Annotated in this window: 13 protein-coding genes and 1 riboswitch; of the genes, 5 read left to right on the top strand and 8 right to left on the bottom strand. The window is 72.6% G+C overall.

The features are described from left to right. Positions 1 to 247: 247 nt before the first annotated feature. From ABZ441_RS14645 to ABZ441_RS14625, 5 genes are all read right to left on the bottom strand, one after another. On the bottom strand, positions 248 to 793 hold the full coding sequence (locus ABZ441_RS14645) for a GNAT family N-acetyltransferase (RefSeq protein WP_358972787.1): 546 nt from the start codon (positions 791 to 793) through the stop codon (positions 248 to 250). Positions 794 to 1,056: 263 nt separating this feature from the next. Further along, the gene (locus ABZ441_RS14640; protein WP_358972784.1) at positions 1,057 to 1,467 is read right to left on the bottom strand and encodes a VOC family protein; all 411 of its coding nucleotides are present in this window, start codon (positions 1,465 to 1,467) and stop codon (positions 1,057 to 1,059) included. Positions 1,468 to 1,472: 5 nt separating this feature from the next. Then, positions 1,473 to 1,922 (bottom strand): helix-turn-helix transcriptional regulator, encoded by a 450-nt coding sequence (locus ABZ441_RS14635; protein WP_358972781.1) that lies wholly within the window; start codon positions 1,920 to 1,922, stop codon positions 1,473 to 1,475. Between the two features lie 87 nt (positions 1,923 to 2,009). Next, positions 2,010 to 2,624: a glyoxalase gene (locus ABZ441_RS14630; protein WP_358972778.1), complete on the bottom strand. Its 615-nt coding sequence runs from the start codon at positions 2,622 to 2,624 to the stop codon at positions 2,010 to 2,012. A 297-nt stretch (positions 2,625 to 2,921) separates the two neighbouring features. Beyond that, on the bottom strand, positions 2,922 to 3,398 hold the full coding sequence (locus ABZ441_RS14625) for an Rrf2 family transcriptional regulator (protein WP_358972775.1): 477 nt from the start codon (positions 3,396 to 3,398) through the stop codon (positions 2,922 to 2,924). A 148-nt stretch (positions 3,399 to 3,546) separates the two neighbouring features. Here ABZ441_RS14625 and ABZ441_RS14620 point away from each other — a divergent pair, with 148 nt between their 5' ends. Further along, the gene (locus tag ABZ441_RS14620) at positions 3,547 to 4,281 is read left to right on the top strand and encodes an SDR family oxidoreductase (protein WP_358972772.1); all 735 of its coding nucleotides are present in this window, start codon (positions 3,547 to 3,549) and stop codon (positions 4,279 to 4,281) included. 58 nt (positions 4,282 to 4,339) lie between these two features. Here the strand turns inward: ABZ441_RS14620 and ABZ441_RS14615 are convergent, their stop codons facing one another. Both ABZ441_RS14615 and cobN read right to left on the bottom strand, forming a co-directional pair. After that, a complete protein-coding gene (locus ABZ441_RS14615; protein ID WP_358972769.1) occupies positions 4,340 to 5,089 on the bottom strand; it encodes an IclR family transcriptional regulator C-terminal domain-containing protein in 750 nt (249 codons plus the stop codon). Between the two features lie 85 nt (positions 5,090 to 5,174). Next, complete coding sequence (gene cobN / locus ABZ441_RS14610) at positions 5,175 to 8,774, bottom strand: cobaltochelatase subunit CobN (protein WP_358972766.1); 3,600 nt, start codon at positions 8,772 to 8,774, stop codon at positions 5,175 to 5,177. A gap of 83 nt (positions 8,775 to 8,857) precedes the next feature. Continuing rightward, a riboswitch (cobalamin riboswitch) is annotated at positions 8,858 to 8,932 on the bottom strand. A 161-nt stretch (positions 8,933 to 9,093) separates the two neighbouring features. On the opposite strand from cobN, the gene cobG reads away from it, so the two are divergent. From cobG to cobJ, 3 genes are all read left to right on the top strand, one after another. Further along, entirely contained in the window at positions 9,094 to 10,398 is a 1,305-nt protein-coding gene (cobG, locus tag ABZ441_RS14605) for a precorrin-3B synthase (protein WP_358972763.1), read from the top strand. A 70-nt stretch (positions 10,399 to 10,468) separates the two neighbouring features. After that, positions 10,469 to 11,095, top strand: coding sequence for a precorrin-8X methylmutase (locus ABZ441_RS14600; RefSeq protein ID WP_205019232.1), 627 nt, complete (start codon positions 10,469 to 10,471; stop codon positions 11,093 to 11,095). Beyond that, on the top strand, positions 11,092 to 12,627 hold the full coding sequence (cobJ, locus tag ABZ441_RS14595) for a precorrin-3B C(17)-methyltransferase (protein ID WP_358972759.1): 1,536 nt from the start codon (positions 11,092 to 11,094) through the stop codon (positions 12,625 to 12,627). The genes ABZ441_RS14600 and cobJ overlap by 4 nt, the downstream gene beginning before the upstream one ends. A gap of 77 nt (positions 12,628 to 12,704) precedes the next feature. Here cobJ and ABZ441_RS14590 read toward each other — a convergent pair whose 3' ends face one another. Continuing rightward, on the bottom strand, positions 12,705 to 13,454 hold the full coding sequence (locus ABZ441_RS14590) for a cobalt-precorrin-6A reductase (protein ID WP_358972756.1): 750 nt from the start codon (positions 13,452 to 13,454) through the stop codon (positions 12,705 to 12,707). Between the two features lie 15 nt (positions 13,455 to 13,469). Here ABZ441_RS14590 and ABZ441_RS14585 point away from each other — a divergent pair, with 15 nt between their 5' ends. Then, positions 13,470 to 14,588: a cobalt-precorrin-5B (C(1))-methyltransferase gene (locus tag ABZ441_RS14585; RefSeq protein WP_358972753.1), complete on the top strand. Its 1,119-nt coding sequence runs from the start codon at positions 13,470 to 13,472 to the stop codon at positions 14,586 to 14,588.

Here is a 14,588-nt window from a genome sequence, read left to right as displayed (position 1 = left end):
CTCCCCACTCGATCCGACGAACGGTCTACCTGGACCAGTCAAGCAGGCCCCGACGGGGAGGAGACCGTATACGTCAGGACGAAAAGGGTTGGCGGGAAGGCGTGTTGAGGGGCAACCACGCACGGGATCGAAGCCCGCCTCCGCCCTCGCTCGCGCTGGCGACACTCCGGGTCGCAGACTCGTTCTCGGGGCATCCCCGCTGGTCGCACACGGGCCAAGCTCCAGGAGGAGGCGCGTCGTCAGCCCGTCACGTGCCCGAATTCCGGCCCCACGTCTGCAGGGAGTAGGACCGCCCCTTCTCCTCCCCCTTGATCAGCGGTACTTCGAGCAGGGTGAAGCCCGCCCGGGTGGCCACACCCACGCTGGCGTCGTTCTCGGCCTCCAGTTCCAGGATCACCTGTTCCACGCCCAGCTGGTCGAAGGCGTACGCGGCCATCACCCGGACCGCGCGTGAGGCCAGTGCCCGGCCGCGGTGTGCCGGGCCGACCACGTAGCCGATCTCCGTGCCCTCGGGAGCGCGCCGCAGCATGACCTCGCCGAGAGGTACGCCGCCGTCCGTGGTGATGGCGAGCAGGATGGCCGTACCCTCCGCCCGCAGCTGCCGGTCCCGGTCGAGCCGTGCGCGAGCGGCCGCTTCGTCGAAGGGGGAGACGATCGGTGTCCAGTACGCGATGTCCGCGTGGTCGAACAGATCCGGCATCGCGGTCAGGTCCGCTTCGGTCCAGTCGCGCAGGACGAGACCTTCCCCCGTGAGTTCGATCCGGTCGGGAAAGGGCGACGTGGTGCTGCTCATGCTGGAGACCTCCCTGGCCTGTTCAGAACGACGCAGGATAACCGGGGGCAGCCGTCGGATCGCCAGAAAATCGAGGGGGCGCCCTCGCGATGGCGCGCCTGGCCCGTGCGGGTGGGTCACGGGCCTTGGAGGGTGCGTCGCCGTCGTGCGGTCCCGAGCCCTGACCGGCTTGCACCGCCTCGGACGCGATCGGCCTGAGAGCGCTGCACGACGAGCCGGCAGCCGGCCGCGTGCTGTCGGCCGCGGTTACGGGCGCGTAGGGCTCAGCGCAGTTCCTGGATGCGGATCTGGTTGCCCGCGGGATCGCGGAAGGCGCAGTCGCGCACGCCGTACGGCTGCTCGGTCGGCTCCTGGATGACATCCGCGTCACCGGTCTGCAGCCTCTCGAAGGTCCCGTCGAGGTCCTCGGTGGCCAGGAGGATCCAGCCGTAGGTGCCCTTGGCCATCATCTCGACGACGGTGCGGCGCTCGTCCTCGGTGATGCCCGGGTCGGCGGCCGGCGGTGCCAGGAGGATGGATGTTCCGGGGCTGCCGGCGGGGCCGACCGTGATCCATCGCATCCTGCCGGTCCCGACGTCGCTGCGGACCTCGAACCCCAAGGTGTCGCGGTAGAAGGCCAGCGAGGCGTCCGGGTCGTCGTGCGGGAGGACGCTCGTGTGAATGGTGATGTCCATGGCCGTCACGCTAGCGGCGGTTCGACGGGGCGCGCTTCTCGATTCCTGATCGGTCTGGTCACCTGCTTCGCCACGCAGGGCGGCACTCCGGCCGCTCCACTCGCCGCCTGGCGCCTGTAGGCGCTCGGCGGCATGCCGACGAGCTCCGTGAAGCGTGTGCTGAAGGTGCCCAGCGACGAGCAGCCGACCTCGAAACAGACCTCGGTGACGCTCAGGTCGCCACGCCGCAGGAGCGCCATCGCGCGCTCGATCCGCCGCGTCATCAGATAGCCGTACGGCGACTCGCCGTAGGCGAGCCGGAACTGGCGGCTGAGGTGCCCGGCCGACATGTTCACGCCCCGGGCGAGCGCCTCGACGTCCAGCGGCCTCGCGTACTCCCGGTCCATCCGGTCGCGGACGCGGCGCAGCAGCGCCAGGTCGCGCAGATGCTGCGCCTCGGTGGATCTGCTCGTCACGTGCGCGATCGTGCCACGGCGGCCGGGACTTGCCCAGGTGCGACCGGCCCGGCGGGTGCTCGCGCCGGTGAGGAGGCCGCGCGCGCCTCAGCCCGACGTCTTCACCCACTCGAAACCGTCCGGGTCGGTGAAGGGGCCGCTGTCGCAGCCGATCGCGATCCCGTGGGGTCCGGTGCCCTCGGGCGAGACCCCGGCGTCCTTGGCAAGGGCCTTACGGCCGTAGAGCGCCAGCTTGACGGGGCTCGAGGGCATCTCGAAATCCACGTACTTGCGGCCGTAGCTCTTCCCCACGGTGAAGCCCTGCCCGACGTAGAACTTCTTGGTGGCGAGTACGTCCTCCACCCCGAGGAGCAGCACGAGCTGGTCGATCTCCAGGGTGGCCGGCCCCTTGTCCTTCTTCGCCGAGGTCGCCACCTTCCAGAGCGCCCCGTCAGGGGCCCGCACGACACCGCCGTAGCCCCAGAGCGACTTCGTGGCCGGCTTCACCGTGGTGGCACCGGCAGCGACGGCCGCGTCGATCAGGCCGTTGACTACGGAGGGCTGGGACACCACGAGCGACAGCGTGAACCCGCGGAAACCGGTCGGCAGCGTCGTCGAGGCCCGCGCGCTCACCTGCGCGTCCAGGCCGAAGGCGTCCGCGTAGAAGCGGTCGGCGGCGGTGGGGTCTGCCGCGTCGAGGATGACGGATGTGAGAGAAGCCATGGGAAGACGCTAAGTCCGGCTCCATGGCGAGCGCTTCTCGATTCCTGATCGATCCGGCCATTCGGCGCAGGGCCCGGGCGTCATTCGCGTGATCGCGTCCGCGTGCACGCGGCCCGGGCCGGACCCTGCGGGGGCGGCCCCGTCGCCCGTGATGCCCGACCGCCGAGATCGCGGGAGGACGCGCAGTCGGCCGACCTGACGTCGTCCTCCCGACGGCGCCGCCCGCTCCGGTGCGGGACCGGGGTACCGGTCACACGCCGCCCCGGGGCCGGCTCTCCCTCCCCGTCGGCCAGGCGGTCAGGAGTCCTTGCCCGCGAGCCAGTTGCCGATACCGGCCATCGCCTGGGGCCCGTAGTCGGACTCGACGTCGTGGGCCACGTCCGCGATCGTGACCGCGGCCAGCGCCGCCCTCCAGGCTGCCTCCGCGGCCCCCATCGTGCGGGCGATCGCGCAGGGGGTGACACAGGCGGCAGCGGGGGTCGCCATGGGGCCTCGCTGCCGGATCTCCGTGCAGACGAAGGCGGGCGCGGGACCGTCGACGGCCTGGACGACGTCGAGGACGGTGATCGTCTCAGGGGCCCGGGTCAGGGCGTAGCCGCCCGACTTGCCCTGGGTGGAGTGGATCAACCCGGCCCGCGAAAGCGCCTGGAGCTGCTTCGCGAGGTAACTGCCCGAGACATCGTGCAGTTCGGCCAGCCGCGCGGCGGGGACCGGCTCGCTGCTGGTCGTGAGCACGGTGCAGCAGTGCAACGCCCACTCGACTCCGCCCGACATCTTCACCACCTCACAGTACCTCCCTCTACCCGGACACTCCTTATCCGAGTATTGTCTCGGACAAGAAATATCCGAGTTTCAGGGGTAGGGTGATCGAGGTCGGACAATTCCGGCAAATCGCCCTCATTCATGCGTGGGAAGGTATGACATGAAGATCGCAGTGCTCGGCGGAACGGGACTCATCGGTTCACAGGTGGTGCAGGACCTCAAGGCGGCCGGACACGAGGCGGTGCCGCACTCGCAGTCCAGCGGTGTCGACCTCGTCACCGGGGAGGGCCTGTCGGCTGCCCTGGAGGGAGCCGACGTCGTCGTCAACGTGACCAACTCGCCCACCTTCGACGAGGCGTCGCTCGACTTCTTCCGGACGACGATGGACAACCTCCTCACGGCCGCACGTGAACAGGGCGTCGGACACGCGGTGGCCCTCTCCATCGTCGGTGTGGAACAGGTGCCCCAGCTCGACTACTACCGCGCCAAGGTGCTCCAGGAGGACCTGCTCAAGGCCGGGCCCGTCCCGTACTCGATCGTCCGCGCCACACAGTTCTTCGAGTTCGTGGACGCGGTGCTGTCCTGGACCGCCGACGAGGAGACCGTCCGGCTGCCCGCCACCCCGATCCAGCCGATCGCCGCCGCGGACGTGGCGGCGACGGTGGCGGAGGTCGCCGCAGGCCGCCCCCTCCAGGGCACCCTCGACGTCGCGGGTGCCGATGTCTTCACGCTCGACGAACTCGGCGGCATCACCCTCGCCGCACGCGGTGACAAGCGCACCGTCGTCACGGACAGCTCGGCCGGTATGTTCGCGGCCGTCCAGGGCGACGCGATCATCGCCGGACCCGCGGCACGCATCGCCCCCACCCGCTACCGCGACTGGCTGAACGCCTGACGTGACCGGCCTGCGGCCGGACGCGCGGCCTCGGTTCGGCTCGGACCGGCGGGCAGCCTCAGAGATCGAGGGTGAGCCCCCTGCTCACCCGGTTCGCCGATGACAGCAGGCTCTCCCTGACCTGGCGGGTGCGGTACATCCGGTCCGCCCGGAAGGAGACCCCGAGCGAGCCGAGCTTGTCGCCGTTGTAGACGGGCACCGCGATGCACGTGGTGCCGAGGTCGTACTCCTCCCGGTCCATCACCACCGGTGCGGCCGTCGATGACTCGAGCTGCCGGATCAGCTCGTCCCGGTGCGTGATCGTACGAGGCGTGAGGTCGGCGAGGGCATGCCGCGCCAGGTAGTCGCGGCGTGCCTCGTCGTCCAGTTCGCGCAGCACGCACTTTCCGAGGGCCGTGGCGTGCCCGGCCTCCTCGAACCCCACCCAGAGGTCGACCCTGGGAGCCTGCGGGCCGTCGACTATCTCGGCGATGCGGATCTCGCCCTCCTCGTAGAAGGTGAGGTAGGCGGCGGCGGACAGGTCGTCCCGCAGGGCCGCCAGGGCAGGGCGCACGAGATCCACCGCTCCGGGCCCGGAGTCCCCGTCCCGCAGCCGGTCGCTCAGGATCACCCCACCGTCATCGAGCACGCGGAGGTAACCGTCGTCCGTGAGGGCCCGCACCGCTTCCAGGGCCGCCTCCAGGGGCAGCCCTGCCTCGCGCGCCAGCTGCTGCACAGGGGCGCCACCCGCATGGGCCGCTACGGCTTCCAGCAGGCGAAAAGCGTGCTGGACAGCGGCCAGGGGCGTGTGGTCCGCCGGATCACCCATGCCCCAAGCCTGAACCCTCGACGGAGAGGCGGCAAGGCAGGAGCGCGGGGCACCGGCCGGGGGATGCTCCGGCCGGCCCTCCGCCTCAGTCCTCGCCCTCCAGGTCGCCTTCCGTCTCCAGGAAGACCTTGCGCAGGGCGTCGAGCACCGCCGGGTCGGGCTTCGCCCACATACCCCGGGATTCGGCTTCCAGGAGGCGCTCCGCGATGCCGTGGAGGGCCCAGGGATTGGCCTGCTGCAGGAACTCGCGGTTCGTCGGGTCCAGGACGTAGGTCTCGGTGAGCTTGTCGTACATCCAGTCCGCGACCACGCCCGTCGTCGCGTCGTACCCGAAGAGGTAGTCGACTGTCGCGGCGAGCTCGAAGGCTCCCTTGTAACCGTGGCGGCGCATCGCCTCGATCCACTTCGGGTTGACCACCCGGGCACGGAAGACCCGGGACGTCTCCTCGACCAGCGTGCGGGTACGCACCGTCTCGGGGCGGGTCGAGTCGCCGATGTACGCCTCGGGGGCGGTGCCCTTCAGCGCACGCACGGTCGCGACCATGCCGCCGTGGTACTGGAAGTAGTCGTCCGAGTCCGCGATGTCGTGCTCACGCGTGTCGGTGTTCTTCGCCGCCACCGCGATCCGCTTGTACGCGGTCTCCATCTCGTCCCGGGCCGGGCGTCCGTCCAGTTCACGGCCGTAGGCGTAGCCGCCCCACACCGTGTACACCTCGGCGAGGTCGGCGTCGGTGCGCCAGTCACGGGAGTCGATGAGCTGGAGCAGCCCGGCACCGTACGTACCCGGGCGGGAGCCGAAGATGCGGGTGGTGGCGCGCCGCTCGTCGCCGTGTTCGGCCAGGTCGGCCTGGGTGTGGGCGCGCACGAAGTTCCGCTCGGCGGGCTCGTCGAGCGAGGCCGCCAGGCGCACGGCGTCGTCGAGCAGCCCGATGGTGTGCGGGAAGGCGTCGCGGAAGAACCCGGAGATGCGCAGCGTGACGTCGATACGGGGGCGTCCAAGCTCCTCGTACGGAATCGCCTCCAGGCCCGTGACCCGGCGCGAGGCGTCGTCCCAGACGGGTCGGACGCCGAGCAGGGCGAACGCCTCGGCGATGTCGTCTCCCGCGGTGCGCATCGCGCTGGTGCCCCACAGGGACAGGCCGACGGAGGTGGGCCAGTCGCCGTTGTCCGCGCGGTAGCGCTCCAGGAGCGAGTCCGCGAGAGCCTGGCCGGTCTCCCAGGCGAGGCGGGACGGGACGGCCTTCGGGTCGACGGAGTAGAAGTTCCGGCCGGTCGGCAGGACGTTCACCAGGCCGCGCAGCGGCGAGCCGGACGGTCCGGCGGGGACGAAGCCGCCGTTCAGCGCGTGGACGGTGTGGTCCAGCTCGTCGGTCGTCGCCGCGAGGCGGGGCACGACCTCGCGGGCGGCGAAGTCGAGGATGTCGGCGACGGCCTGCGGGTGTCCGGCGGCCACACCGGCGACGGCCGCCGGGTCCCAGTCCGCGTCGTCCATCGCCTGGACGAGTGCGCGGGCCTTCTCCTCGGTCTCGTCGGCGGCGGTGCGGGTGGCGGCGGACTCGTCGAGGCCGAGTGCCTCGCGCAGGCCGGGCAGCGACGCCGTGCCGCCCCAGATCTGGCGGGCGCGCAGGACGGCGAGGACCAGGTTGACGCGGTCCTTGCCGGTCGGGGCGCCACCCAGGACGTGCAGGCCGTCGCGGATCTGGACGTCCTTGATCTCACAGAGCCAGCCGTCGAGATGCATGATGAACTCGTCGAAGCCCTCGTCCTCGGGCCGGTTCTCCAGGCCCAGGTCGTGGTCGAGCTTCGCCGCCTGGATGAGGGTCCAGATCTGGGCGCGTACCGCCGGGAGCTTGGCCGGGTCCATCGCGGCGATCTGGGCGTGCTCGTCGAGGAGCTGTTCGAGGCGGGCGATGTCGCCGTAGCTGTCGGCGCGCGCCATCGGCGGTACGAGGTGGTCCACGAGGGTGGCGTGCACGCGGCGCTTGGCCTGGGTGCCCTCACCGGGGTCGTTGACCAGGAACGGGTAGACCAGCGGCAGGTCGCCGAGCGCGGCGTCGGGACCGCAGGCGGCGGAGAGACCGGCGTTCTTGCCGGGCAGCCACTCCAGGTTGCCGTGCTTGCCGAGGTGGATCATCGCGTCGGCGCCGAAGCCGTTGTCGTCGGCGGACGCGGCGATCCAGCGGTACGCGGCCAGGTAGTGGTGCGAGGGCGGGAGATCGGGGTCGTGGTAGATCGCGATCGGGTTCTCGCCGAAGCCGCGCGGCGGCTGGATGAGGATGAGCAGGTTCCCGCGGCGCAGGGCGGCGAGCACGATGTCGCCCTCGGGGTTGCGGGACCGGTCGAGGAACATCTCGCCGGGCGCCGGGCCCCAGTGCTCCTCCACGGCCTCGCGCAGCTCGGCGGGCAGCGTGGCGAACCAGCGGCGGTAGTCCGCGGCGGGGATGCGGACCGGGTTGCGGGCCAGCTGCTCCTCGGTGAGCCACTCCTGGTCGTGACCGCCCGCCTCGATGAGCGCGTAGATCAGCTCGTCGCCGTCCCCGGAGACCAGGCCCGGGATCTCCTCCTCCGGGCCGAAGTCGTAGCCCTCGGCGCGCAGCCTGCGCAGCAGGGCGACGGCGCTGGCGGGGGTGTCGAGACCCACCGCGTTGCCGATGCGGGAGTGCTTGGTCGGGTACGCGGACAGGACGAGCGCGATCCGCTTCTCGGCTGCCGGGATGTGGCGGAGCCTGGCGTGCCGTACGGCGATTCCGGCGACCCTGGCGGCACGCTCGGTGTCGGCGACGTACGCGGGCAGACCGTCCTCGTCGATCTCCTTGAAGGAGAACGGCACGGTGATCAGGCGCCCGTCGAACTCCGGCACCGCGATCTGGGTGGCCGCGTCCAGCGGGGAGACGCCCTCGTCGTTCTCCTCCCAGGCGGCACGCGGGCTGGTGAGGCAGAGCGCCTGGAGGACCGGGACGTCGAGGCCGGTGAGGGCGCCCGCGTCCCAGGACTCGTCGTCACCGCCGGCCGACGCGGTCGCCGGCTTGGTGCCGCCGGCGGCGAGAACCGTCGTCACGATGACGTCCGCGGCACGGAGTTCGTCGATGAGTTCGGGCTCGGGCGTCCGGAGCGAGGCGACGTAGAGCGGGAGGGCGCGGGCCCCCGCGTCCTCCACGGCCGTGCAGAGCGCCTCGACGAACGCGGTGTTCCCGCTCATGTGGTGGGCGCGGTAGTAGAGCACCGCGACGGTCGGGCCGGTGACGTCCCGGGCGGTCCGCTCCAGCGGGCCCCACGCGGGGGCCGGGGCGGGCGGCTCGAAGCCGTGGCCGGTGAGCAGCACGGTGTCGGAGAGGAACCGGGCCAGCTGTTCCAGGTTGGCGGGTCCGCCGTGCGCGAGATAGGCGTGCGCCTCGGCGGCGATGCCGATGGGGACGGTGGACGCGGCCATCAGCTGGGCGTCGGGGGCCTGTTCACCGGTGAGGACGACGACCGGGCGGCCGGTGGCCAGCACCTGGTCCAGCCCTTCCTGCCAGGCGCGGACACCGCCGAGGAGGCGTACGACGACGAGGTCGGTCCCTTCCAGCAGCTGCGGGAGGTCGTCGAGGGCGAGCCGGGAGGGGTTGGCGTAGCGGTAGCTGACCGGTCCCTGCGCCGCACGGGCGCTGAGCAGGTCGGTGTCGGACGTCGACAGGAGCAGGATCATGCGGCGTCAGCCCTCCTCGGGGTGTCCACGCCCCGGGCAGTGTCGGATCGGCTGCTCGGGCGGGACCGAGAGCCTGGGAAAGGGAGTTCCTGACTCGCACGGCCGGTGGGCCGGGCTCACAGTGGCGGGACCGCGCCGGAATCTCACCGGGCTTCCTCCCATGTTCGCCGTCTGGCGATGGCGGACCGAACGGACCGCCGCTAGGCATAGTAGGCGGGGGGAGGGGGGTCCTGACCAGACGGCCCCTGCCCGGGCGGGGGGCCGGCGGATGTCCCGTAGGTCACAGTGACCGCAGGGCTGCGCCACGGTCACGGTCGGTATGCTCGCCGCCATGTCCGCCTCCCCCCTCACGTCCCGGTCGCCGGGCGATGCGTGTGCCCGGAGCAGCGGTGACGCCTGCCCCGGCGCACTGCGTCTGCACCGGGCGGACGACGGTGCGCTGGCGCGGATCCGCATACCCGGCGGGGTGCTGACGCCCCGTCAGGCAGACGCGCTGGGGCAGGCCGCCGAGCGCCTCGGTGACGGTGAGCTGCATCTCACCTCCCGCGGGAACGTGCAGCTGCGCGGGCTCGCCCCGGACTGCGGTGCGGAACTGGCCGGGTTGCTGGACGCGGCCGGGCTCCTGCCCTCCGCCCTCCACGAGCGGGTACGCAACGTGGTCGCGACCCCGTTCTCCGGGCTCGACGCCCTCGGGGCCGCCGACGTCCGGCCGTGGCTGACCGGGTTGGACCGCCTTCTGTGCGGAAGCAACCGCGCGACGGCGCTCTCCGGCCGTTTCCTGTTCGCACTCGACGACGGCCGGGGCGATGTGGACACGCTCGGGGCCGACCTCACTCTCCTGAGCGACGGTGACGACAGCGCCCTCCTGCGCATCGGGGACGGCGACGCCGTCCTCCGCGTCCCCTCCCCCGACGGCCCTCTCGCCGCGCTGACCGCCGCAGAGGCCTTCCTCGACGCCGCCCAGGACTCCGGCGCCTGGCGGGTGAAGGACCTGCCGGACGACACGGCGGCCGCGCTGCCCCGCGAGGTCGTCCGACGGCTGCGACGGGCGGATGTCACCGTCGCCCCGGACCGCCGTCCCCGCTCTCCCGCGGCCCCGCCCCCGGCGCACGGCCCCGTCCCGGGCAGCCGTCGCGGGACCGCGCTGTCCGTCGGCGTACCGCTGGGCCGGCTGGACCCGGTTCAGTGGCGCCTGCTGTCGAGCGCCGGGGAACTGCGCCTCACCCCGTGGCGCGGGGTCGTCGTCACCGGGATCGGACCCGACCGTGCGGACGGTCTGCTGTCCGGCCTCTCCGGAGCCGGCCTGATCACCGGGCCCGGCTCCCCCTGGGCCGGAGTGGGGGCCTGTATCGGACGGCCGGGCTGCGCGAAGTCGCTGGCCGACGTCCGGGCCGATGCGGGGGCCGCCGTCGGACCGTCCGGTCGGCTCCCTGTGTACTGGTCCGGGTGCGAACGCCGCTGCGGCCATCCGCACGGCGAGTGGATCGACGTGGTCGCCACCCCCGGCGGACACCGGATCTCCCATGTGCGCGGGGACCGGGCCGGCGAGGTAGCGACCGTCCGGGACGACCCGGCCGCGCTCGCCGCCGCAGTGGCGGCGGCGCGTGGCGCCCGTACCGCCTGACCACCGAGTAACCGCACCACGCCCGAAGCCAGCACCCGCAGCACGCCTGAAGAAAGAAAGCGACAGCACTGTGCACCAGTACGAGAAGGACGGACCGGCGATCTACCGCCAGTCCTTCGCCACCATCCGCGCGGAGGCGGATCTGGCAGGGCTGCCCGCCGACGTGAGCCAGGTCGCCGTCCGCATGATCCACGCCTGCGGCATGGTCGACCTCGTACGTGACCTCGCCTTCTCGCCGAACGCGGTGGCCGACGCCCGTGCGGCCCTTCGCTCCGGTGCGCCGATCCTGTGCGACGTGGCCATGGTCGCCAGCGGTGTCACCCGCAAGCGGCTGCCCGCGGACAACGAGGTGATCTGCACCCTGTCCGACCCGGCCGTTCCCGGACTGGCCGCGGAACTGGGCACCACCCGCAGCGCGGCCGCCCTGGAGCTGTGGCGGGACCGGATGGAGGGCGCGGTCGTCGCCGTCGGCAACGCGCCCACCGCGCTCTTCCGGCTGCTGGAGATGATCGAGGAGGGCGCCCCGCGTCCTGCCGCCGTCATCGGTGTGCCCGTGGGCTTCATCGGGGCCGCCGAGTCCAAGGAGGCCCTGGCCGCTCATCCGTCCGGGCTGGAGCACCTCGTCGTACGGGGCAGGCGCGGCGGCAGTGCCATCGCCGCCGCAGCCCTCAACGCGATCGCCAGCGAGGAGGAGTGACCGTGAGCGAGCAGCACCGGGCGGGCGACGGAACGGGCAGCACCGGACGGCTGTACGGCGTCGGGCTCGGCCCGGGCGACCCGGCCCTGATGACCGTGCGGGCGGTGCAGATCATCGGCGAGGCCGATGTCGTCGCGTACCACTCCGCCCGGCACGGGCGCTCCATCGCCCGCTCGATCGCGGCGCAGTACATCCGCGCCGACCACATCGAGGAGGCGCTCGTCTACCCCGTCACGACGGAGTCGACGGACCACCCGGGCGGATACCGGGGCGCGTTGGACGAGTTCTACGCCGAGGCCGCGGCCCGTCTCGCGGTCCACCTCGACGCGGGGCGCACCGTCGCCGTGCTGGCGGAGGGCGACCCGCTCTTCTACGGCTCGTACCAGCACATGCACAAGCGGCTCGCGGACCGTTACGACACCGAGGTCATCCCCGGCGTCACCTCGGTCAGCGCCGCCGCCGCCCGTCTCGGCACCCCGCTCGTCGAGGCCGAGGAGGTGCTGACGATCCTGCCGGGCACCTTGCCGGAGGAGGAACTGACCGCGCGTCTGGCGGCCACGGACTCCGCCGTGGTGATGAAGCTGGGCCGGACGTTCCCCGCCGTGCGCCGCGCGTTCGAGGCGTCCGGGCGGCTGCCCGAGGCGCGGTACGTGGAGCGGGCCACGATGGCCGGGGAGCGCACAGGGGACCTGGCGGACACGGACGCCGACTCGGTGCCGTACTTCGCGGTCGCCGTGCTGCCCAGCCGGATCGACGCCCCCCGGCCCTCACCGTCAGCGGGCTCCGGCGAGGTCGTCGTGGTCGGCACGGGTCCGGCCGGACCGCTGTGGCTGACGCCCGAGACACGCGGGGCGCTCGCCGCCGCCGACGACGTGGTCGGCTACACGACGTATCTGGACAGGGTGCCGGTCCGACCGGGCCAGCAGCGCCACGGCTCGGACAACAAGGTCGAGTCGGAGCGCGCCGAGTTCGCCCTCGACCTGGCCCGCCGGGGGCGCCGGGTGGCCGTGGTGTCCGGAGGTGATCCCGGGGTCTTCGCGATGGCGACAGCCGTACTGGAAGTGGCCTCGCAGGACTCCTACGAGGACATCGCGGTGCGGGTGCTCCCCGGGGTGACCGCGGCCAACGCCGCCGCCGCGAGAGCCGGTGCGCCGCTGGGCCACGACTACGCCACCATCTCGCTCTCCGACCGCCTCAAGCCGTGGGAGGTCATCGCCGGGCGGCTGCGCGCCGCGGCCACCGCCGACCTGGTGATGGCGCTGTACAACCCGGGCTCCCGCAGCCGGACATGGCAGGTCGGCAAGGCGCGTGACCTGCTGCTGGAGCACCGTTCCCCGGACACCCCCGTGGTGCTCGGCCGCGATGTCGGTGGCCCGGCGGAGAGTGTGCGGACGGTGCGGCTGGCCGATCTGGACCCCGCCGAGGTGGACATGCGGACGATCCTCATCGTCGGGTCCTCGCAGACCCGGTGGGTGCGCAGGGGCGACGGACAGCAGATCGTCTGGACACCGCGCCGCTACCCGGAGGACTGACGGCCCCGCCTCCGGTGCCGGGACCATCCCGGTGCCGGAGGCGGGGCAGAACGTCGGCCGGTGGCACGACCGGCGGATCACCGGCCCGGGAGGTCCCGCAGCAGTGCGAGGGCCTCTTCCGGCGTACCGGCCACGGGCACGCCCGGAGGGACCGGCGGCCGTCCGACCACGACCACGGGGATCCCGGCCTCGCGGGCGGCCGTGAGCTTGGGGGCGGTCGCGTCACCGCCGCTGTCCTTCGTGACGAGGACATCGATGCGATGGATCCGGATCAGCTCCCGTTCTCCCTCCAGGGAGAACGGCCCCCGGTCCAGCAGGACCTCCATCCGCGCCGGATGCGGGGCCTCGGGGGCGTCCACCGAGCGCATCAGGAACCACTGCGCGTCCAGTGCGGCGAACGCCGCCAGGCCCATGCGCCCGGTGGTCAGGAAGACGCGCGACCCCAGCTCCGGCAGCAGCGCCGCCGCGCCCGCGAGAGAGTCGGTGAGGTGCCACCGGTCGCCCTCGGCGGGCACCCAGCCGGGCCGCCGGAGGGCCAGCAGGGGAACATGGACAGCGGAGGCGGCCGTGGCCGCGTTGAAACTGATCGTTGCGGCGAAGGGATGGGTGGCGTCGATGACCGCATCCACAGGGTGTGCGCGGAGCCACTCGGCCATGCCCTCGGCTCCGCCGAAGCCGCCGACGCGCACCTCGCCGGGCGGGAGCTTCGGCCGGGCGACGCGACCGGCGAGCGAGCTGGTCACCCGGAACCCGCCCGCGGCCACCAGGGACTCCGCCAGCCGGCGGGCCTCCGTCGTGCCGCCGAGGACGAGTACGTGCAGGGGCATCCGATCGGTCCATCCATGAGCAGTGAGGCGCAGGGCGGGCGCGCCGCCCAACTCAAGCACACCGGTCTGCGGCCGGGATGGACGACCGGGGCCTGTGCGACGGCGGCGACCACGGCCGCGTACACGGCGCTGCTGACCGGCGAGTTCCCCGACCCGGTGACCATCACCCTGCCCAAGGGCCGGACGCCCGCCTTCGCCCTGGCCGTGGAGGAGCTCGGCGACGGGCAGGCCACGGCAGGCGTGGTGAAGGACGCGGGCGACGATCCGGACGTCACCCACGGCGCCCTGGTGCGGTCCACCGTACGGCTGCTGCCCGCCGGGTCCGGGGTGGTGTTCCGAGCGGGGCCCGGCGTGGGGACCGTGACCCTTCCGGGGCTGCCCCTCGAGGTCGGGGAGCCCGCGATCAACCCCGTCCCCCGTCAGATGATGCGGGACCACGTCGCGCGGGTGGCGGCGGAGCACGGCGGCACCGGCGACGTCGAGATCACGGTCTCGGTGGACGACGGCGAGGAGATCGCACGTTTCACGTGGAACATTCGTCTCGGCATCCTGGGCGGAATCTCGATCCTGGGCACCACCGGCATCGTGGTGCCCTACTCCTGCTCGGCCTGGATCGACTCGATCCGCCGCGGGGTGGACGTGGCCCGGGCAGCCGGGCACCGGCATGTCGCGGGGTGCACCGGCTCCACCTCGGAGAAGACGGTGGTGGCCGAGTACGGGCTGCCGGAGATCGCCCTGCTGGACATGGGTGACTTCGCAGGCGCGGTCCTGAAGTACGTGCGCCGGCATCCGGTGGAGCGGCTGACCATCTGCGGCGGGTTCGCCAAGCTGTCCAAGCTGGCCGCCGGGCATCTCGACCTGCACTCGGGCCGCTCCCAGGTCGACAAGCCGTTCCTGGCGCGGCTGGCACGTCAGGGGGGCGCGAGCGAAGCACTGGCGGCTGAGATCGAGGTCGCCAACACCGGCCTCGCGGCACTGCAGTCGTGCATGGCGGCAGGCGTGCCGCTGGGCGACCTCGTGGCGGTCGCGGCCCGGGACCAGGCGCTGTCGGTGCTCCGGGAAGCTCAGGTCGCGGTGGACGTCATCTGCATCGACCGGGCGGGCGCCGTCGTGGGGCGCAGCGAGGCGCGCTGA

The sequence above is a fragment of the Streptomyces sp. NPDC005752 genome, from assembly GCF_040630715.1.
Taxonomy (GTDB): Bacteria; Actinomycetota; Actinomycetes; order Streptomycetales; family Streptomycetaceae; genus Streptomyces.
The sequence above is the reverse complement of the archived record's forward strand: the minus strand, read 5'-3'. Positions and strand labels throughout refer to the sequence as shown.

Excerpts from the sequence above, each read along its gene's own strand:
- cobG (WP_358972763.1), top strand. The coding sequence starts at position 9,094 with ATGCTCGCCGCCATGTCCGCCTCCCCCCTCACGTCCCGGTCGCCGGGC.
- ABZ441_RS14645 (WP_358972787.1), bottom strand. The coding sequence starts at position 793 with ATGAGCAGCACCACGTCGCCCTTTCCCGACCGGATCGAACTCACGGGG.
- ABZ441_RS14625 (WP_358972775.1), bottom strand. The coding sequence starts at position 3,398 with ATGTCGGGCGGAGTCGAGTGGGCGTTGCACTGCTGCACCGTGCTCACG.
- ABZ441_RS14585 (WP_358972753.1), top strand. The coding sequence starts at position 13,470 with ATGAGCAGTGAGGCGCAGGGCGGGCGCGCCGCCCAACTCAAGCACACC.
- cobN (WP_358972766.1), bottom strand. The coding sequence starts at position 8,774 with ATGATCCTGCTCCTGTCGACGTCCGACACCGACCTGCTCAGCGCCCGT.
- ABZ441_RS14620 (WP_358972772.1), top strand. The coding sequence starts at position 3,547 with ATGAAGATCGCAGTGCTCGGCGGAACGGGACTCATCGGTTCACAGGTG.
- ABZ441_RS14615 (WP_358972769.1), bottom strand. The coding sequence starts at position 5,089 with ATGGGTGATCCGGCGGACCACACGCCCCTGGCCGCTGTCCAGCACGCT.
- ABZ441_RS14590 (WP_358972756.1), bottom strand. The coding sequence starts at position 13,454 with ATGCCCCTGCACGTACTCGTCCTCGGCGGCACGACGGAGGCCCGCCGG.
- ABZ441_RS14630 (WP_358972778.1), bottom strand. The coding sequence starts at position 2,624 with ATGGCTTCTCTCACATCCGTCATCCTCGACGCGGCAGACCCCACCGCC.
- ABZ441_RS14640 (WP_358972784.1), bottom strand. The coding sequence starts at position 1,467 with ATGGACATCACCATTCACACGAGCGTCCTCCCGCACGACGACCCGGAC.